Origin of the sequence: Micromonospora sp. NPDC127501, from assembly GCF_040302185.1 — a bacterium.
Classification (GTDB): Bacteria; Actinomycetota; Actinomycetes; order Mycobacteriales; family Micromonosporaceae; genus Micromonospora.
Genome location: NZ_JBEORJ010000005.1, coordinates 50,933 through 69,970 on the forward strand (window position 1 = coordinate 50,933; position 19,038 = coordinate 69,970).

The window sequence follows — 19,038 nt, forward strand, 5'->3', positions numbered from 1 at the left end:
GCGCCACCGACGCCGGGTCCGCTGCTGCGGCCCGGCCCCGGTGGCGCGGTCGGGGCCACCCGGGCATCGTCGCCCGGGTGGCCCGCACCATGGTCAGCTCAGTTGGCTGCTTCGATCTTGACGAGGTTGACCCGCTGGAACAGGTCCATCTCCACGTTCTTGACCTTGGACGAGTGGCCGAACACGTTCTCGCCGAAGCGGAGCGGGATCACCGGCATGTCCTTGGCCAGGATGTCCTCCGCCTGCTGGTACTTGGCGATCGCCTCGTCCTGCGTCTTGGCGGCGGAACCCTCCTTGACCAGCTTGTCGAACTCCGGGTTGCTGTAGCCGTAGTAGTTCGACGAGCCGTTCGTGCTGTACAGCGGGCCGAGGTAGTCCTCCATGGTCGGGTAGTCCATGACCCAACCCATCCGGAACGCACCCACCGGCGTCTTCTTCTCGACCTTGGTCAGCAGGTCGGCGAACTTCGGCTCGACCGAGCCGACCGCGTCCACGCCCAGGTTGGTCTTGAGCTGGTTGACCGTGGCGTCGACCCAGTCCTTGTGCCCGCCATCGCCGTTGTACGAGATGACGATCTTCGACGGACCACCGGCGGCCTGGTAGAGCTTCTTGGCCTCGGTCGGGTTGAACTCTGCGGCCTTGCCCGCGGTGTCCTCCCGGTAGCCCGGCAGGACCGGCGCGACGAAGGAGCGCGCCGACGTCTGCGAACCCTTGAAGACCGACTTGGTGATCTCGTCACGGTCGATCGCCATCGAGATGGCCTTGCGCACGTCCGGGTTGCTGTAGTCCTTGTCGAACGTCGGGAACGCGAGGAACTGGAACGACGACATCGGGCTGGTCTTGTACCGGTCACCCAGGTCGCTCGGCGCGGTGCTCAGGCTCTCGGTCGGGATCGTGGGCAGCACGTCCAGGTTGTCCGCCAGGACGTCCGCGTAGGCCGCGGTGAGCTGCTGGTAGATCCGGAACTCGATGTTCTTGACCTTGGGCTTCTCGCCCGGGTACGCGTCGTAGCGCTCGACGTCGATCTTGCTGTCGTGCTGCCAGGTGCCCTTCATCTTGAAGGGGCCCTGCCCGATCGGCGCCTGCTCGTAGGAGTCCTTGAGCACGCCCGGAGCCGAGAACGCGGCGTCCGGCATCGGGAAGAACGCGTTGTAGCCCAGCGTCGTCTTGAAGTCGATGTACGGCTCGGAGAGCGTCGCGGTGAAGGTGAGGTCGTCGACCTTCTTCAGTCCGGACATCTCCTTGGCCTTCGGCTCCTTGCCCTGCAGGTCGGCGTAACCGGAGATCTTCTCGAAGAAGGGGTTGGTGTCCTGACCGTTCGGGGCGTACGCGCCGTAGTTCCAGGCGTTGATGTAGTTCTGGGACGTGACCTTCTCACCGTTGTGGAAGGTGTAGCCGTCCTTGATCTTGATCGTCCAGACCTTGTTGTCGGACGAGGTGATCGACTGCGCGGCGACCTCGTACGGCTTGTTCTGGGCGTCGTAGTCGACGAGCGGACTGAACAGGCCGGCGATCACCTGCGAACCGGACGTCTCGGTGGTGTTGGTGGGAACCAGGTGCTTCGGCTCGGCGATCTGAATGCTGACCACCGAACTGTCGCTGCCACCGGATCCACCGTCTCCGCCGCTGCCGCAGGCCGCGAGGCCCAGCGTCACCGCGAGCGGGAGGGCGGTCCAGGCGGCGAGTCTACGAACTCGCATTGAGCCTCCTCATCTCCTCACGCTGCGCAGTCAGGCCCGACGCTGGGTTACGCTGCGCAACAAGCGGTAACGGTAGGTCGGCGACGGGCCTTCGACAACGACGCGGTTGCGGGTGGGTAACGGTCCGGGGTTGCCTCACTTGTCGGAGGCGAGCGAATCTGCTACTCCAAACCAGGCTTATCGACGTTGATCTGCGGAAATTGCGATGGCTGACGACGTGCTTGCCCCCGCCCGGCTGTCTGGGTGCGGCCTGGGGTGGGCGTCCCGTCTCCGTTGGGCTGGCCCGGCCTGTCTGGTTCGACCGTGATCGAACCCACAAATTGTTACTGAAAGTGACTAGCAACACCTCACAGACAGTGACTCCAGCGGCGCTCACCCCACCCTGGCCCGGCCCGTCCGGTGGCCGCCCCGCCGCACAGCGCGGCGGACGGCCCGAGCGAGGTCGTCGGATTCGCGGGCGGTGGCCGTGAGACGATCTGGTCGTGACGGCGACGCTTCTGGACGGCAAGGCAACCGCAGCGGAAATCAAGGACGAGCTGCGCATCCGGGTGAAGGCACTCGCGGAACGCGGCATCACCCCCGGGCTCGGCACGGTCCTGGTCGGTGCGGACCCGGGCAGCCAGGCGTACGTCAACGGCAAGCACCGCGACTGCGCCGAGGTGGGCATCGCCTCGATCCGCCGCGAACTGCCGGCCGACGCCACCCAACAGCAGGTCGACGACGTACTGGCCGAGCTGAACGCCGACCCGGCGTGCCACGGCTACATCGTTCAGCTGCCGCTGCCGGCCCACCTCGACACCCAGCGGGTGCTTGAGTTGATCGACCCGGACAAGGACGCCGACGGCCTGCACCCGGTCAACCTGGGTCGCCTCGTGCTCGGCTACGACGGTCCGCTGCCGTGCACACCGCGCGGCATCGTCGAGCTGCTCCGCCGGCACGACGTGGCGCTGCGCGGGGCCACCGTCGCGGTGGTCGGTCGCGGCAACACTGTTGGCCGACCGCTCGGCCTGCTGCTCACCAGGCGCAGCGAGAACGCCACGGTCACCCTCTGCCACACCGGCACCCTCGACCTGGCCTCGCACACCCGGGCCGCGGACATCGTCATCGTCGCGGCCGGCGTACCGGGTCTGCTCACCGCCGACATGATCAACCCCGGCGCGGTGGTGGTGGACGTCGGCATCACCCGCGTGATCGGCGCGGACGGCAAGGGCCGCTACACCGGCGACGTGGACCCGGAGGTGGCCGAGACGGCCGGCGCGCTGGTCCCCATGCCCGGCGGTGTGGGCCCTATGACCCGGGCCATGCTGCTCACCAACGTCGTCGAGCGCGCCGAGCGCGGCTGACCCGCACCCCGGCAGCGCCGAACCAGGACGGCGGTGACGTTCACCCCATCCCGGCGATGGCCGCCGCCCCTGGCCTGATCGGTGCCAGGATGACTGATACGGTCCGGAAAACCGACTGGTATCAGGGAGTGGGACGACCATGGGTAAGAAGGTCACTGTCGTCGGGGCTGGCTTCTACGGCTCCACCACCGCACAGCGCCTGGCCGAGTACGACGTCTTCGACACCGTAGTGATCACCGACATCGTGGAGGGCAAGCCCGCGGGCCTCGCGCTCGACCTCAACCAGTCCCGGGCCATCGAGGGCTTCGAGACCAAGGTGGTCGGCGTGACCACCGGTCCCAACGGTGAGGGCTACGAGAGCATCGAGGGCTCCGACGTCGTCGTGATCACCGCTGGTCTGCCGCGCAAGCCCGGCATGAGCCGGATGGACCTGCTGGAGACCAACGCCAAGATCGTCCGCCAGGTCGCCGAGAACGTCGCCAAGTACGCCCCGAACGCCGTCGTCATCGTGGTCTCCAACCCGCTGGACGAGATGACCGCGCTGGCCCAGCTCGCCACCCAGTTCCCGAAGAACCGGGTGCTCGGCCAGGCCGGCATGCTCGACACGGCCCGGTTCAGCAACTTCGTCGCCGAGGCGCTGAACGTGCCGGTGGCCTCGGTACGCACGCTGACCCTGGGCTCGCACGGCGACACCATGGTCCCGGTGCCGTCGAAGAGCACCGTCAACGGCAAGCCGCTGCGCGACGCCATGCCGGCCGAGCAGATCGAGGAGCTGGTCGTCAAGACCCGCAACGGTGGCGCCGAGGTCGTCGCGCTGCTCAAGACCGGTTCGGCCTACTACGCCCCGTCCGCCGCCGCGGCCCGGATGGCGAAGGCCGTGGCGGAGGACTCCGGCGAGGTCATGCCGGTCTGCGCCTGGGTTGACGGCGAGTACGGCATCTCCGGTGTCTACCTGGGTGTCGAGGCCGAGATCGGCGCCGAGGGCGTCCGGCGGGTCGTCGAGACCGACCTGGACGCCGACGAGCGCGCCAGCCTCCTGGAGGCTGCCGAAGCCGTCCGCGCCAAGCAGGGCGACATCTCCAGCATGTAGTTCCCCCGAACCACAGCACCGCCGAAGGGCGCGCCGGCAAACCCGGCGCGCCCTTCGCCGTCCACCCCGCAGTCCCCCCCGCCCCCCGCCCCCCGCCCCCGCCCCGACCCCGTCCCGCCCCGACCCGCGTGATCAAGAGGTTTGCGTCAGGGATCGCGCCTGCGGTGACGCAAACCTCTTGATCAACCAGGTGGCGGTGCGGAAGACCTACGTGGGCTGGTGGGGGGTGAAGGGGGTGCCGAGGTGGGGGGTGGCCAGGACGGTGGGGGAGTGGGTGCGCAGGGCGGTCAGCCGGGAGGTGCGGGCGAGTTCCGCGTCCTCCTCGTGGGCGTACGCCAGGTCGGGGTCGACGAGTTGCACCATGTGCACCAGTAGGTCCCCGGTGAGCAGCATCCGTTCGTCGGCCGCGGTCAGGAGCACCGCCTGGTGACCGGGCGTGTGGCCCGGGGTGGGCAGCAGACGTACCGCTGGGGTGAGGGCGGTCTCGCCGTCGACCACCCGGAGCTGGCCGGCGGCGCGCAGGGGCGCGATGAGGCCGGCCGGCAGCCCGGGGTTGAGCGTCTCCGCCGCGTCGAGTTCGGCGCGTTGCAGGAGGTAACTCGCGTTCGGGAAGTACGGCTGCCCCGGCGTGCCGGTGACCGCCCAGCCGATGTGATCGCTGTGTAGGTGGGTCAGGACGACAGTGTCGACATCGGCGGGGTCGATGCCCGCGGCGGCCAACTCGGCGGGCAGCCGTCCCGGCACGGGCGTCCAGCTCGCGGCGGGTGCGTCGGCCGGGCCGATCCCGGCGTCGACCAGCGTGACCGGCCCGTCGCCGGCGCGGATCGCGAAGCTGCGGAACGGCAGCCACCACTGCCCGTCGGCGGTCACCGAGTGGGGGTCGCGCCGGTCGGCCTCCGCCCAGTGCGCCGCTGTGGCCTGCGGAAACGCCTCCGCGCGGGGCTGGAAGAAGGCACCCTCACCGTCGGCGAGTGCGGTGACCGTGATAGACCCGAGGGTGCGGTTCAGTGGCATCGGACGATGATTCCAGGGCATTCCTGTTCCGCGCAGCCCGGTTTCGCCGGCCGGTCGAGGCCGGCTGGGGGCTGCCGGCCCAATTGCAGTACGCTCGTACTGCTTGAGCACGTGTCCCCCGAGAGGAGCGCCGGCCGATGGCGAAGATCAAGGTAAACAACCCGGTCGTAGAACTCGACGGCGACGAGATGACCCGGATCATCTGGAAGCAGATCCGGGAGCAGCTGATCCTGCCCTACCTCGACGTCGACCTGCACTACTACGACCTGTCGATCCAGCACCGCGACGAGACCGACGACCAGGTCACGATCGACGCCGCCAACGCCATCAAGGAGCACGGCGTCGGCGTCAAGTGCGCGACCATCACCCCGGACGAGGCCCGGGTCGAGGAGTTCGGCCTGAAGAAGATGTGGCGGTCGCCCAACGGCACCATCCGCAACATCCTCGGCGGCGTCGTCTTCCGTGAGCCGATCATCATGTCCAACGTGCCGCGGCTGGTTCCCGGCTGGACCAAGCCGATCATCATCGGCCGGCACGCCCACGGTGACCAGTACAAGGCCACCGACTTCGTCGTCCCCGGCCCGGGCACGGTGACCATCACCTACACCCCCGCCGACGGCGGCGCGCCGATGGAGATGGAGGTCGCCAACTTCCCCGGCGGCGGCATCGCCATGGGCATGTACAACTACGACGAGTCGATCCGGGACTTTGCCCGGGCGTCGTTCCGGTACGGACTGGACCGCAACTACCCGGTCTACCTGTCCACCAAGAACACCATCCTCAAGGCGTACGACGGTCGGTTCAAGGACATCTTCGCCGAGGTGTTCGAGGCCGAGTTCAAGGCCGAGTTCGACGCCGCCGGCATCACCTATGAGCACCGGCTCATCGACGACATGGTCGCCGCCGCGCTCAAGTGGGAGGGCGGCTACGTCTGGGCCTGCAAGAACTACGACGGTGACGTGCAGTCCGACACCGTCGCGCAGGGCTTCGGCTCGCTGGGTCTGATGACCTCCGTCCTGCTCTCCCCGGACGGCCGGACCGTCGAGGCCGAGGCCGCGCACGGCACTGTCACCCGGCACTACCGGCAGTACCAGAAGGGCGAGAAGACCTCGACCAACCCGATCGCGTCGATCTACGCCTGGACCCGGGGCCTGGCCCACCGGGGCAAGCTGGACGGCACCCCGGCGGTCACCGAGTTCGCCAACACCCTGGAGCAGGTCATCGTCGACACCGTCGAGGGTGGCCAGATGACCAAGGACCTCGCGCTGCTCATCTCGCGCGACGCCCCGTGGCTGACCACCGACGAGTTCATGAACGCGCTCGACGAGAACCTGGCCCGCAAGATCGCTGCCTGATCCAGGCGTACCGCGTCATAGGAGCCCGCCGGCATCCCTGCCGGCGGGCTTCGGCGTGTCCGGTGCCGCCGCGCCGATCGGCGTCACTGCGACCGGCGCGCCTCGTTGACCAGGATGGACGAGATGCCAGTCGCGTCCAGGAAGGTTGACCACGGTCGACCCGCGGCACCCGTGCGCCGATCAGCCAGCCTTCCCGGCTGTGCGGTGCACAGCCAGCCGTCCCTTCCCTGCGGGGGGCCCTGTCCCGGGCCCCCCGCGCCCTGTTTCCCGCCAGGCTCCTGCCGCACCGCACCGGCCACGCTCAGGCCCCGTGCACAGCCGGGTTGCTCAGGCGGCGCGCAGCAGATCGGCGGCGCGTTCCGGGGCGATGTCGTTGATGAAGACGCCCATCCCGGACTCGGAGCCCGCCAGGTACTTCAGCTTGTCCTTGGCCCGCCGGATGCTGAACAACTGCAGGTGCAGGTGGCCCAGCTCGCGGTCGACCCGCACGGGAGCCTGGTGCCAGGCCGAGATGTACGGCATCGGCATGTCGAACAGGCCGTCGAAGCGGCGCAGCAGATCCAGGTAGAGCGGCCCGAAGGCGTCCCGCTCGCTGTCACTGAGCGCCGGGATGTCCGGCACCACGCGGTGCGGCGCGACGTGCACCTCGAACGGCCAGCGGGCGGCCGCCGGGACGAACGCCGTCCAGTGTTCGTTCTCCGCGACCACCCGGTCACCGGTGGCGCGCTCGGCGGCCAGCACGTCCGCGTACAGGTTGCCCCCGCCGGTCCGTTCGGCGTGCCGGCGCGCCGCGGCCAGCAGCGCGCGGGTGCGCGGCGTCACGAAGGGGTACGCGTAGATCTGACCGTGCGGATGGTGCAGCGTGACACCGATTTCGACGCCCCGGTTCTCGAAGCAGAAGATCTGCTCGACGCCGGGCAACGCGCCGAGCACCTCGGTGCGGTCGGCGAGGGCGTCCAGCACGGTGCGGACCCGGCGCGGGGGCAGGCTGGCGAAGGAGGCGTTGTGATCCGACGTGAAGCAGACCACCTCGCACCGGCCGAGGCCCGGCCGGACCGGTGTGAACGGGGTGATCTCCCCGGGCTCCTCGGCCACCCGACCGCTCAGCGACGGGAACCGGTTCTCGAAGACCACCACGTCGTAGTCGGGTGCGGGGATCTCGGTCAGCCGGTCGCCCACCGACGGATCGAGAGGGCACTCGTTCGCCGGCGGGAGGAAGGTGCGGGTCTGCCGGTGCACGGCGACCGCCACCCACTCGTCGGTCAGCGGGTCGTAGCGCAGCTGCGAGGCGGGGGGAGGCGGCGGCAGGTCCCGGCGGTCCGGCTGGTCGCGGACCGCGTCGTCGCGCTCGTCGAAGTAGATCAGCTCCCGGCCGTCGGCCAGGTCGATCGCGGTGCGCTTCACGGCGCCGTCCCCTCAGTTGTCGGCGTGCGCGTCGCGCGGCCCGCCCCTGTCGCCTTGACCATGATCAGTTCGCCCACCTGTTCGCCGAGTACCCGTCGTGCGGGTGGAGGCAACCGGTCGTCGCTGACCAGTACGTGGGCCGCCGCCAACTCGACGATCGAGGAGATACCGACCGTGCCCCACTTGGTGTGGTCGGCGAGCACCACCAGTTGGTCCGCCGCCGCCACGAGCGCCCGATCGGTCTCCGCCTCCATCAGGTTCGGGGTGGTGAAGCCGGCCCGCTCGGTGATGCCGTGGACGCCCAGGAAGAGCAGATCCAGGTGCAGTGACCGGACGGCCCCGACCGCGAGCGGGCCGACCAGCGCGTCCGACGGTGTGCGTACGCCGCCGGTGAGCACCACCGTCTGATCCGGGCGGCCACCGGCGTGCATGATCTCGGCCACCGGCAGCGAGTTGGTCACCACGGTCAGCTCGGGCACGTCCACCAGCCGGCGGGCCAGCTCGGCCGTGGTGGTGCCGGCGGAGAGCGCGACAGCTGCTCCCGGCCGGACCAGCTGGGCCGCCCGATCGGCGATGGCCGCCTTCTCGGGCAGTTGGCGGACCGACTTGGCGCGGAAGCCCGGCTCGTCGGTCGAGCTAGGCCCGGCCGTCGTGGCGCCGCCGTGCACCTTGGCCAGCAGGCCGCGCTCGTGCAGCGCATCCAGGTCACGCCGGATGGTCATGTCGGACACGCCGAACTCGCCTGCCAACTCGCTGACCCGGACGCCGCCGGTCGTGCGGACCCGCTCCAGGATGGCCGCCTGCCGCTGCTGAGCGAGCATCCGCCGTGCCTCCCCGGACGTCCACGTACCCTCACGCGGTCAAACGTGTTCCAACAAAGGTGAACACTAGCGCGTGCCGTTCAGCGGTGGAAGGAACGGGTACGGCGACGTCTCAGGCGGACGCGATCTTCAGCTCCACCCAGCCGGTCTCGGTCAGATGGTGCAGCACGGCCTGCACCGCGTCCGCCACGCTCAGGTCGGTGGTGTCGAGCACCAGATCGGCGTCGGTCGGCTCCTCGTACGGGTCGTCGATGCCGGTCATCCCGGTGAGCAGGCCGGCTCGCGCTCGCGCGTACAGGCCCTTGCGGTCCCGCTGCTCGCACACCTCCAGCGGGGTAGCCACGTGCACCAGCACAAAACCCGATCCTGCGGCGAGGGCCATCTCCCGGGCGGTGGCCCGGGCCGCCGCGTACGGGGCGATCGGACAGCAGATGCCCACCCCACGGTGTCGGGCGATCTCGGCGGCCACCCAGCCGATCCGCCGGACGTTGAGATCCCGGTCGGTCTTGCTGAAGCCCAGCCCGGCGGAGAGTTCCCGGCGCACCACGTCCCCGTCGAGCAGGGTCACCGTGCGGTCGCCACTCTCCCGTAACGCGTCCGCCAGCCCTCGGGCGATCGTCGACTTGCCGGAGCCGGAGAGACCGGTCAGGAAGACCACCAGCCCTCGCTGCCGACGGGGCGGCCGGGCCCGGGCCAACTCCCGTGCCACAGCGGGCGGGGTGTGCCACTCCGGTAGCGGGAAGCCCCGGTCGAGCAGGTCGTCGATCTCCGGCTGGGTCAGCGCGAGCCGGCGGTTGCGCGGTGGGATGTCCTCCCGCCAACGCCACTGCCCGTCCCGGTTGTCGTAGGCGAGTTCGCGCGGCACCAGCACCCGCAGCCCGGCACCGGAGAGCATCTCCCCGGTGGAGAGCAGGTGGGTGACCCCGTACGCGGCCGAGACCCGGGCGCGCAGCAACGCGTCGCTGATCTCCTCGCGTCGGTGCGACAGCGGCACCGCGACCAGGGTGGCGGGTGGCATCCGGTCCCGCGCGGCGAAGATCGTACGGACCAGCGCCTCCGGCGGGAGCCCGTCTGCGCCGCCCTCGCCGACCGGGATCATCACGAGCAGATGGGCGGCCAGGGTACGGGCGGCGTGGGCGATCTGGGCGAGCTGTGGACGATGCAGCGGTCGATCGGCGATCACGCCGAGCACCCGGCCCGGAGGCAGCAGCGCACGGACCTCCTCCGGGTTACGCCGCAGTCGCTGGAACGGGCCGTGCCCACCGTCGCCGAGCCGCCGAACCTGGCCGCCCACTCCCGCCACGCCCTCGCGGACCGGCCAGACGTCGGCCACGTCCAGGGCGGCCGCCGGGGCGCCCTCCCCGTCGGTCAGCACGAGCGCACGGCGGGCCGGGTCGCGCGGATCGAAGCTCTGCGCCAGGGCGGCCGGCACCTGGAGAACGACCGCGACCTGCCACGGTGTGCCGTCGGCCAGCCGGCCGCGTCGGCTGACCGAGACCAGGTCGGCGCGGGTCATGAAGCCGGTCAGAGGGGCGTACGCGCCGGTCAGCAGCAGCTCCAGATCCGCGAGCTCACCGGGACGTGGCGTGTACGCCGGTGCGTCCCGTAGCACCTCGTCGGGCAGCACCCAGCCGTTGCTCATCCACACCCCCCACTCGCTGACCGGCACACAGTTTCGCAGCCGACCGCCCATCGGTCGAGGGCGCCACTCCAAGACCCGCGCGGGCGGATCAGCGCTTGATCCGCCGGCCTACCGCCGACCGCACCCGGTTCCACACCTTCCGCTCGTCGCGGATCCGGGGTTGCGAGCCGTCGGCCCGGCAGATGAACAGCAGAGGCAGTCGCGCGTCCTCGGTCCAGCCCACGTTGGTGATCCGGGCCTTGAGCTGCCAACTGCCCCTGGTCCGGCCGCCGTTGAGGGCGGCGAAGTCGATCGTGGCGGTGGCCCGGTGCACCAGGTGGACGGTGTCCGATCCGGTCGTACCGGTGATCCGCTCGGTCTCGAAGGTGTTCGGAAGGAAGATCTCGGCGCCGGTCTCCCGGTGGCGGGCCACCAGGTCCAGGCGGGCCTTGCGTACCTGCGCGGTGGCGTCGAGCACCTCGGGGGCGACCTCCTCCATCGGGAGCATCAGCACGTCTCGGCCATCGTCGGCGCGGAACCCGACCGGCTGGTCCGCGGCGCGCAGCTCGGCGGCGACGGTCACCGTGACGGCGTGGTCGACACGTCGGAATTCGTCGACCGTGCCGTGTGCGGCGATGCCCGCCTCCCAGCGGGCCAGCCTGCGCAGGTCCGCGACGCGACCCTGCTCCGCCAGGTACGCCACCGCTCGGAGCAGGGGCGGCAGTCCACCGGCGACGCCCGGGGCGAAGCGGTCCTGGATGATCTTCTGGATCTCCAGCGCGACCTGCTCCAGCCACACCTCGGGGGCGTTCAACAGCCGCTTGCCGCGCAGCCGGCTGAGCATCTCGTTGCGCAGCCAGCGCCGGTGCAGCCGGTCCCGCAGCGGACCCGGCTCGGTGTTGGCGTCCACCACGTCCAGCGCCTCCCGCACGCTGGCGTAGTAGCTCGCCGGGTCCAGTTCGCCCGCGGTGACGTTGCGCGCGTCGCCCCGCTGGACGTGGTGGTAGCAGATGTAGTCGGACAGCACGGAGGTGCGCCGGGACAGGAAGTAGGCCCGGATGACCAGTGAGTGATCCTCCAGCCGACGCTTGCCGCCCTCCGGGAACCGCAGACCATGCTCGTTGAGGAACGACCGCCGGAACAACTTGTGACAGGTCAGGCTGTCGACCAGGGGGGAGTTGGCGAGGGTGGCGTCGAAGCGGTTCTTGCGGAACAGCTCCCGCGGCACGGGGCGTCCGTACCCGGCCATCTTCCCCACCACGATGTCGGCGTCGTTCGCCTTCGCGCAGGCGTAGAGCCGCTCCAGTGCCTCGTCGGCGAACCAGTCGTCGTCGTCGGCGAAGAAGACGTACTCGCCGCGGGCGTGGTCGACACCGAGGTTGCGGGGGCGCGACGGCCAGCCGGAGTTCTCGATGTGCAGCACTCTGATGTGCGGGTGCTCGGCGGCCAACCGGTCCAGCCGCTTCGCGGTGTCGTCGGTCGAGCCGTCGTCGACGAAGATGGCTTCGAACTCGTCGGCGGGCAGTGACTGGCGCAGCAGCGAGGCAGCGAGCTTCTCGATGTGTGGGCCGCAGTTGTACGCCGGCACCACGACGCTCACCTTGGGGACGCCCACCTCGGCCATCAGGATCCCTCCCGCGTCGTCGGTCGATCACCGGGCGGTCGATGCCTGGTGAACGGGAGGTGAATGGTGTCACCCTGGACGTGTCTTTCCCAAGGCGGGGTCGGGTCGAACGCGGGACCGGCAGAAACGTCGCGAAGGCCGCGGCGGGGGACCTTAGGGGTTCGGCGGGAAAAGGATCAGGGGAGTGCCGGGGGCGTGCCGGTGTCCCTGCTGAGCATCGACTCCCTACGCTGGGCGCGTGACACTGATCGCGACCCAGTCGCTCACCAAGACGTACGGAGGTCGGGTCACCGCGCTGGCCGACCTCACCGTCGCCGTCGAGCCCGGGATCATCGGCCTGGTGGGCGCGAACGGCGCCGGAAAATCCACGTTGATCAAGATTCTGCTCGGCCTGATCGCACCAACCAGCGGTCAGGTCTCGGTGCTCGGCATCGACCCGACCGCAGACCCGGCGGCTGTCCGCAGCCGGGTCGGCTACATGCCGGAACACGACTGCCTCCCACCGGACCTGTCCGCCGCCGAACTGGTCACCCACCTTGGCCGAATGAGCGGCCTTCCCCGCACCGCGGCTCGCGAGCGGGCCTCGGAGGCACTGCGGCACGTGGGGCTCTACGAGGAGCGCTATCGCCCGGTCGGTGGCTACTCGACCGGCATGAAGCAGCGGGTCAAGCTGGCCCAGGCGCTGGTGCACGACCCCGACCTGCTGTTGCTGGACGAACCGACCAACGGCCTGGACCCGGCCGGCCGCGATGCCATGCTGGCCCTGGTGCACCGGATCGGCACCGAGTTCGGCATCTCCGTGCTGGTCTGTTCGCACCTGCTCGGCGAGGTGGAGCGGATCTGCGACACGCTGATCGCCATCGACGGCGGCCGGTTGCTGCGCGCTGACAACATCTCCGCGATGACCACGGCCACCGACGTGCTCGCCGTGGAGGTCAGCGAGGGCACCGAGGAACTCGCCGCCCGACTCGCCGAGCTGAAACTGCCGGTCGCCCGGGACGGGCGACTGCTCCTCGTGCCGCTCGCCGACGACGGCACCTACGACCTGATCCTCGGTGCGGTCGCCGAACTGGACCTGCCACTGCACCGACTGGACCAGCGCCGGCACCGGGTGGCCGAACTCTTCGCCACGAGGGAGCTCACTCATGCCTGAGCCGTCCACCGCCGCCGTGCGCTCCACGCCGACCGGCGTCATCCACGACATCGGCTACCAACGCTACGAGGGTCCGCGGCTCGGCCGCCGACAGGTCTTCGGCGCGCTCTACCTGCACGGTCTGCGCACCGCGTTCGGTTTCGGGCGCAGCGCCAAGGCCAAGATCTTCCCGTGGCTGGTGGTCGGCATCGTCACCCTGGTCGCGGTGGCCCTGGCCGCGGTACGCAGCCAGATCGGCGAGCCGGTCGCCACGTACGCCCAGTTCGCCGACGCGATGAGCTGGCTGGTCATCTTCTTCGTCGCTGTCGTCGCCCCGGAGTTGGTCTCCCGGGACCTGCGCAGCGGTGTGCTGCCGCTGTACTTCTCCCGGCCGCTGCCGCGCGCCGACTACGCGTTGGCCAAGTTGCTGGCGCTGGTCACCGCGCTCTGGCTGCTGCTCGGCGGGCCGCAGCTGTTGATGTTCCTGGGTGCCGCGTTCACCACCAAGCAGGGCATGCGCGGGGTGTGGAACGAGCTGCTCGACCTGCTGCCCGGGCTGCTCTACGCCGGGCTGTGGGCGGTGGTCTTCGCCTCGGTCGGCCTGCTGGTCGCGTCGCTGACCGGCAAGCGTGCCTTCGCCGCCGGCGGCGTGGTCGCGGTCTTCCTGATGACCACCCCGATCGTGGGCGTGCTGAGCATCCTGCCGTCGCGCGCCGCCAACGAGTTGGCCGGGCTCGCCTCCCCCTCCACGCTGGTGCAGGGGGTGGGCATCTGGTCGCTGGGTGACCTGCTGGTCGAGGGCGATCCGGGCGAGATGATGATCGGCGGGTACGGCCCGGTCTACGCCCTGGCCGCGGTGCTGCTGGTCGCCGGCGCGACCGCCCTCCTGCTGGCCCGCTACCGGAAGGTCGCCTCCTGATGAGCACGCTGAGCCTGACCGGGGTGTCCCGGTGGTACGGCAACGTGGTCGCGGTCAACGACATCAGCATGGCCCTGGGGCCGGGTGTGACCGGGCTGCTCGGCCCGAACGGCGCCGGCAAGACCACGCTGCTGCACATGATGGCCGGCTTCCTCGCCCCGTCACGCGGCACGGTCACCCTCGACGACGAGCCGACCTGGCGCAATCCCGACGTCTACCGGCGGCTGGGGCTGGTCAGCGAGCGGGAGGCGGTGCAGGGTTTCCTCACCGCGTACGAGTTCGTGCTGGCCAGCGCGAAGCTGCACCGGCTGCCCGATCCGGCGGCCGCGGCCCGACGGGCGATTGACCTGGTGGAGCTGGAGTCGGCGCAGGACCGCCGGATCGGCACGTACTCCAAGGGCATGCGCCAGCGTGCCCGGGTGGCCGCCGCGCTGGTGCACGACCCGCAGGTGCTGCTGCTCGACGAGCCGTTCAACGGCATGGATCCGCGCCAGCGGCTGCACATGATGCAGCTGCTGCACACCCTGGGTGACGCCGGCCGGACGATCCTGTTCAGCTCGCACATCCTGGAGGAGGTCGAACAGGTCTCCGGAACGGTGCAGGTGATGGTGGCCGGCCGGTTGGCCGCCTCCGGCGACTTCCGGACCATCCGCCGGTTGATGACCAACCGCCCGCACGTCTTCGCGGTGCGCTCCACCGATGACCGGGCGCTGGCCGTCGCGCTGATCGCCGAGGCGTCCGTGAGCGGGGTCGAGTTGGACCCGACCGGCTTGACGGTGCGGGCCGGTGACTACGGCGCGTTCACCCGGGCGCTGCCCCGGATCGCGCTGAGCAAAGGCATCCGGGTACGACAGCTGGTGCCGTCCGACGAGTCCCTGGAGAGCGTCTTCTCCTACCTGGTGGAGGCCTGACATGTCGACAGTTACCTGGATCACCGCGCGCGGGTTGTTCGGCCGACGTCGGTTCCTGCTGCTGCTACCGCTGCCGTTGGTGCTGCTCGGGCTGGCCGTGCTCTGCCGGTCGCTGGGGGTGGACCCGGGCCAGTGGGGGCCGCCGGTGCTGGTCGGCCTCGGGCTGGCCGTGGTGCTGCCGGTGGTTGCGCTGATCATCGGCACGGGCGTGCTGGGCGCCGAGATCGACGACGGCACGGTGGTGCACATCCTGACCAAGCCGCTGCCGCGCTGGCAGATCGTGCTGCCGAAGCTCGCGGTGGCCGCCGGGGTGACCGCGGTCACCGTGGCGGTGCCGCTCTACGTCGCGGGCGTGCTCGCCGATTCGGTACGCCTCGGACTGGCTCTGGCGGTCGCGGGCGCGCTCGGCGCGCTGGCGTACTCAGCGTTGTTCCTCGCGCTCAGCCTGGTCACCAGGCGGCCGGTGCTGCTCGGGCTGGTCTACGTGCTGATCTGGGAGGGGCTGCTGGGCAACTTCGTCAGCGGCACCAAGGTGCTCTCCATCCAGCAGTACGTGATCGCCCTCGCCGACCGGATCGCCCCCACCGGGCTGCTGGAGACCAGCGTGTCGGTGCCGGTAGCGTCGGTGATGACCGCGCTGGTCAGCGTCGGCTTCACAGTGCTCGCCATCGACCGTCTGCGCTCGTTCAGCGTGGCTGGCGAGACGAGCTGACAGCGGTGCGAGACGCTGTTCCGGCCAGCCCCCGCGCGGCGGTAGGGCTGGCCGGATGGACCGGCCGGGCCACATCGGGCCAGGCTGGTGGGTGTGAGCGTCGAAGCGGAGCGGACGTCGTTGGCTGAGCCATACTCCCGGAGCAGCCGGCCGTGGCTGACCAGCCTGGCCGTCGCCGGGCTGGCCTGTGCCACTGTCGCCACGGCGGCTCAGGGCAGCGGCCAGTTCCACTGGTGGGCGGTGTTCATCCTGATCCCGGCCGCGTTGATCGCGGCCAGCGGCGGGCCGCTGCTGGCTCGCGGCGGCGGCCGGGCCTTCGCCGGGTACATGCTCGCCTGCGTCGGCACGATGGTCTTCGCGGTTGGCGCGCTGCTGATGTTCGGCGTGATGGGGCGAGGTTGGCCGCTCATGGTGGTGCTGCCCTGCCTGGCGGTGGCCGGCACCTACGGCTGGCGCGCGGCCCACCCGCTGGCCCGGGGCCTGCACCGGGCGGTGGCACTGCTCGCGCTGACCGGAGCACTGCTCGGCCTGACCCTGCAACTGATCCGGGTGGATCTGATCCACCTGGAGACCGGTTGGTGGGGCGCGTTCCTGATGCTGGCCGGGGCCATCGTGCTGGGCAACGCGGGCGAGTTGACCCGGCACCGGATGCCGTACCGCCTCCAGGCGATCACGCTGCTGGTGGGGCCCGCCGTGATCGCGTTCCTGCTCGGGCTGCGCTTCCTGCGCGGCTGGTGACCTGCCGGTCCGCCGCCGCCCGAGCGGGCGGCGGCGGACCCGGGTCAGAAGGCGCAGGCGATGACCAACTCCGGGGTGCGGTCCGGGAGCAGGTCGAGCTTGCCGATCCGGCCCGCCGCCCGTAGGTCGTCGGCGACCAGCGTGAGCTGCTCCAGCAGCGCCGCGGGGCCGAGCGCCTCCGCCAACGGCACCTCCGCCTTCATCGACAGCTTCCGCTCCGACTTGGCCCGTCGCACCTGGCTCAACGCGTCACCGGCCAGCCGCAGCAGCGCCGGCTCACCCGAGCCCTCGATCGTCCGAGCCACCTCGTAGGTGGTGGGCCACGGCGCCTGGTGCACCGAGCCGTACCGCCACCACGACCAGACCTCCTCGGTCACGTACGGCAGCACCGGGGCGAACAACCGCAACTGCACCGAGAGCGCCGAGGCCAGCGCCGCCCGTGCGGAGTCGGCCCCCGCGCCGGTGCCGTAGGCCCGCTCCTTGACCAGCTCGATGTAGTCGTCGCAGAACCGCCAGAAGAACGCCTCGGTGACCTGCAGGGCCGCCGTGTGGTCGTACGAGTCGAAGGCGGTGCCCGCGGCGGTGACCACGGTGGCCAGCTCGGCGAGCATGGCCCGGTCCAGTGGTGTAATCGCCGGGGCGCGCAACGCGTCCGCCGCGCCCAGCCCGAGCGCGAACTTGGACGCGTTGAGCAGTTTGGTGGCCAGTCGCCGGCCGACCTTGATCTGCGCCGGGTCGAAGGCCAGGTCCATGCCGGGCTTGCCGCTGGCCGCCCAGTAGCGCACCGCGTCCGAGCCGTGCTGCTCCAACAGGGCCAGCGGGGTGACCACGTTCCCCTTGGACTTGGCCATCTTCTTGTGGTCGGGGTCGAGGATCCAGCCCGAGAGCACGGTGTCCCGCCAGGGCAGCACCCCGTGCTCGAAGTGCGAACGGACGACACTGTCGAAGAGCCAGGTCCGGATGATCTCCTGCCCCTGCGGGCGGAGGTCCATCGGGAAGACCCGGGCGAACAGGTCCGGGTCGGTCTCCCAGCCACCGACGATCTGCGGGGTCACCGAGGACGTGGCCCAGGTGTCCAGCACGTCCGGGTCGCCGATGAAACCGCCCGCTCGGCCGCGTTGCGACTCGTCGTAACCGGGCGCCGGATCGCTGGATGGATCGACCGGCAGCGCGGACTCGTCCGGCGTGAGAGGGTGGGACCAGTCCGGCTCGCCAGTGTCGTCGAGCCGGTACCACACCGGCACCGGCACGCCGAAGAAGCGCTGGCGGCTGACCAGCCAGTCCCCGTTGAGGCCACCCACCCAGTTGTCGTAGCGGTGCTTCATGTGCGCCGGCACCCAGTGCAACTGCTCGCCCCTGCCCAGCAGCGTGGCTCGCAGCGCCTCGTCCCGGCCGCCGTTGCGCAGATACCACTGTCGAGTCGAGACGATCTCCAGTGGCCGGTCGCCACGTTCGTAGAACTTGACCGGGTGGGTGATCGGACGCGGCTCGCCGATCAAGTCACCGGCGTCGGCCAGCATCCCGACGATCTCCCGGCGGGCGCCGTTGACGGTCTGCCCGGCCAGCGCCGCGTACGGCTGCGCCGGCACCCCGTGCGGCGGCTCAGGGAGCAACCGGCCGTCCCGGCCGATCACCACCCGGGTGTCCAACCCCAGCTCACGCCACCATGTCACGTCGGTGAGGTCACCGAAGGTACAGACCATCGCGACGCCGGTGCCCTTGCCGGGTTCGGCGAGGGGATGGGCGTACACGGGCACCTCGACGTCGAACAGCGGGCTGCGGACGGTGCCGCCCACCAGGTCGGCGTACCGCTCGTCGTCTGGGTGGCAGACCAGCGCCACGCAGGCCGGTAGCAGCTCGGGCCGGGTGGTGTCGATGAGCACCTCACGCCCGTCGGCCGCGGTGAACCGCAGCCGGTGGTACGCGCCGGGGCGCTCCCGGTCCTCCAACTCCGCCTGGGCGACCGCGGTGGCGAAGCCGACGTCCCAGAGGGTCGGCGCCTCCGACTGGTACGCCTCGCCGCGGCGCAGGTTGCGGACGAACGCCCGTTGGCTGGTGGTCCGGGCGATCCGGCCGATGGTCGTGTACGTCAGGGACCAGTCCACCGAGAGCCCGAGCCGCCGCCACAGCGCCTCGAAGGCCTGCTCGTCGGTGACCGTCAGCCGTTCGCACAGCTCGATGAAGTTGCGCCGGGAGATCGGGGTGGGGTTGCGGCGGGCCGCGTCGTCGACCGGAGCCGCCGGTGGCCGCCACACCGGGTCGTACGGCAGCGCCGGATCGCAGCGCACCCCGTACACGTTCTGCGCCCGACGCTCGGTGGGCAGGCCGTTGTCGTCCCAGCCCATCGGGTAGAAGACGGCCTTGCCGCGCATCCGCTGGTACCGGGCGGTGGTGTCGGTGTGCGTGTACGAGAAGACGTGCCCCATGTGCAACTCGCCCGATACGGTCGGCGGCGGGGTGTCGATCGAGAACACGTCGCTCCGCTGCTTCGAGCGGTCGAACGCGTACGTGCCTTCCTCCTGCCAGCGGCGTGCCCAGCTCTCCTCGAGCCCGTCCAGGGTCGGACGCTCGGGAACGCCGGCGCGGGCCGTCCTCGCCGTATCGGTCATCCTGCGATCGTAGGCAGGGGCCAACGGCCGGACCACGGGTTAACC

General features: G+C 70.5%; 15 protein-coding genes. 8 read left to right on the forward strand and 7 right to left on the reverse strand.

The window, feature by feature from the left end; translation table 11 throughout:
* Window positions 1-98: 98 nt before the first annotated feature.
* Window positions 99-1,700 carry a peptide ABC transporter substrate-binding protein gene (locus tag ABTW72_RS12885; RefSeq protein WP_350857996.1) on the reverse strand — a complete coding sequence of 534 codons (1,602 nt, stop codon included), beginning with the start codon at window positions 1,698-1,700 and terminating at the stop codon, window positions 99-101.
* A gap of 482 nt (window positions 1,701-2,182) precedes the next feature.
* On the opposite strand from ABTW72_RS12885, the gene ABTW72_RS12890 reads away from it, so the two are divergent.
* Both ABTW72_RS12890 and ABTW72_RS12895 read left to right on the forward strand, forming a co-directional pair.
* Complete coding sequence (locus tag ABTW72_RS12890; RefSeq protein WP_088950132.1) at window positions 2,183-3,043, forward strand: bifunctional methylenetetrahydrofolate dehydrogenase/methenyltetrahydrofolate cyclohydrolase; 861 nt, start codon at window positions 2,183-2,185, stop codon at window positions 3,041-3,043.
* 139 nt (window positions 3,044-3,182) lie between these two features.
* Window positions 3,183-4,133 carry a malate dehydrogenase gene (locus ABTW72_RS12895; RefSeq protein ID WP_350857999.1) on the forward strand — a complete coding sequence of 317 codons (951 nt, stop codon included), beginning with the start codon at window positions 3,183-3,185 and terminating at the stop codon, window positions 4,131-4,133.
* A 207-nt stretch (window positions 4,134-4,340) separates the two neighbouring features.
* Here the strand turns inward: ABTW72_RS12895 and ABTW72_RS12900 are convergent, their stop codons facing one another.
* The gene (locus ABTW72_RS12900; protein WP_350858002.1) at window positions 4,341-5,147 is read right to left on the reverse strand and encodes an MBL fold metallo-hydrolase; all 807 of its coding nucleotides are present in this window, start codon (window positions 5,145-5,147) and stop codon (window positions 4,341-4,343) included.
* Window positions 5,148-5,284: 137 nt separating this feature from the next.
* Between ABTW72_RS12900 and ABTW72_RS12905 the strand changes: the two genes are divergently transcribed.
* Window positions 5,285-6,502, forward strand: coding sequence for an NADP-dependent isocitrate dehydrogenase (locus ABTW72_RS12905; RefSeq protein WP_350858005.1), 1,218 nt, complete (start codon window positions 5,285-5,287; stop codon window positions 6,500-6,502).
* Between the two features lie 327 nt (window positions 6,503-6,829).
* Here the strand turns inward: ABTW72_RS12905 and galT are convergent, their stop codons facing one another.
* From galT to ABTW72_RS12925, 4 genes are all read right to left on the reverse strand, one after another.
* Window positions 6,830-7,906, reverse strand: coding sequence for a galactose-1-phosphate uridylyltransferase (galT, locus tag ABTW72_RS12910; RefSeq protein ID WP_350858008.1), 1,077 nt, complete (start codon window positions 7,904-7,906; stop codon window positions 6,830-6,832).
* On the reverse strand, window positions 7,903-8,727 hold the full coding sequence (locus tag ABTW72_RS12915; RefSeq protein ID WP_350858011.1) for a DeoR/GlpR family DNA-binding transcription regulator: 825 nt from the start codon (window positions 8,725-8,727) through the stop codon (window positions 7,903-7,905). Before ABTW72_RS12915 ends, galT begins: the two co-directional genes overlap by 4 nt.
* Before the next feature lie 112 nt (window positions 8,728-8,839).
* Window positions 8,840-10,369 (reverse strand): adenylyl-sulfate kinase, encoded by a 1,530-nt coding sequence (gene cysC / locus ABTW72_RS12920; protein WP_112675781.1) that lies wholly within the window; start codon window positions 10,367-10,369, stop codon window positions 8,840-8,842.
* Window positions 10,370-10,457: 88 nt separating this feature from the next.
* Window positions 10,458-11,972, reverse strand: a complete 1,515-nt coding sequence (locus ABTW72_RS12925; protein ID WP_350858014.1) for a glycosyltransferase family 2 protein — start codon at window positions 11,970-11,972, stop codon at window positions 10,458-10,460.
* A gap of 238 nt (window positions 11,973-12,210) precedes the next feature.
* Here ABTW72_RS12925 and ABTW72_RS12930 point away from each other — a divergent pair, with 238 nt between their 5' ends.
* The 5 genes from ABTW72_RS12930 to ABTW72_RS12950 all read left to right on the forward strand — a co-directional run bounded on the left by ABTW72_RS12930 (window position 12,211) and on the right by ABTW72_RS12950 (window position 16,384).
* Complete coding sequence (locus ABTW72_RS12930; protein ID WP_238681676.1) at window positions 12,211-13,125, forward strand: ABC transporter ATP-binding protein; 915 nt, start codon at window positions 12,211-12,213, stop codon at window positions 13,123-13,125.
* Window positions 13,118-14,023, forward strand: coding sequence for an ABC transporter permease (locus ABTW72_RS12935; protein WP_350858017.1), 906 nt, complete (start codon window positions 13,118-13,120; stop codon window positions 14,021-14,023). Before ABTW72_RS12930 ends, ABTW72_RS12935 begins: the two co-directional genes overlap by 8 nt.
* On the forward strand, window positions 14,023-14,934 hold the full coding sequence (locus ABTW72_RS12940; RefSeq protein WP_350858020.1) for an ABC transporter ATP-binding protein: 912 nt from the start codon (window positions 14,023-14,025) through the stop codon (window positions 14,932-14,934). Before ABTW72_RS12935 ends, ABTW72_RS12940 begins: the two co-directional genes overlap by 1 nt.
* A 1-nt stretch (window position 14,935) precedes the next feature.
* Window positions 14,936-15,646, forward strand: a complete 711-nt coding sequence (locus tag ABTW72_RS12945) for an ABC transporter permease (protein ID WP_091406308.1) — start codon at window positions 14,936-14,938, stop codon at window positions 15,644-15,646.
* Window positions 15,647-15,739: 93 nt separating this feature from the next.
* Entirely contained in the window at window positions 15,740-16,384 is a 645-nt protein-coding gene (locus ABTW72_RS12950; RefSeq protein WP_091406529.1) for a hypothetical protein, read from the forward strand.
* A gap of 44 nt (window positions 16,385-16,428) precedes the next feature.
* Here ABTW72_RS12950 and valS read toward each other — a convergent pair whose 3' ends face one another.
* Window positions 16,429-18,993, reverse strand: a complete 2,565-nt coding sequence (gene valS / locus ABTW72_RS12955) for a valine--tRNA ligase (protein WP_350858025.1) — start codon at window positions 18,991-18,993, stop codon at window positions 16,429-16,431.
* Between the last annotated feature and the right edge of the window lie 45 nt (window positions 18,994-19,038).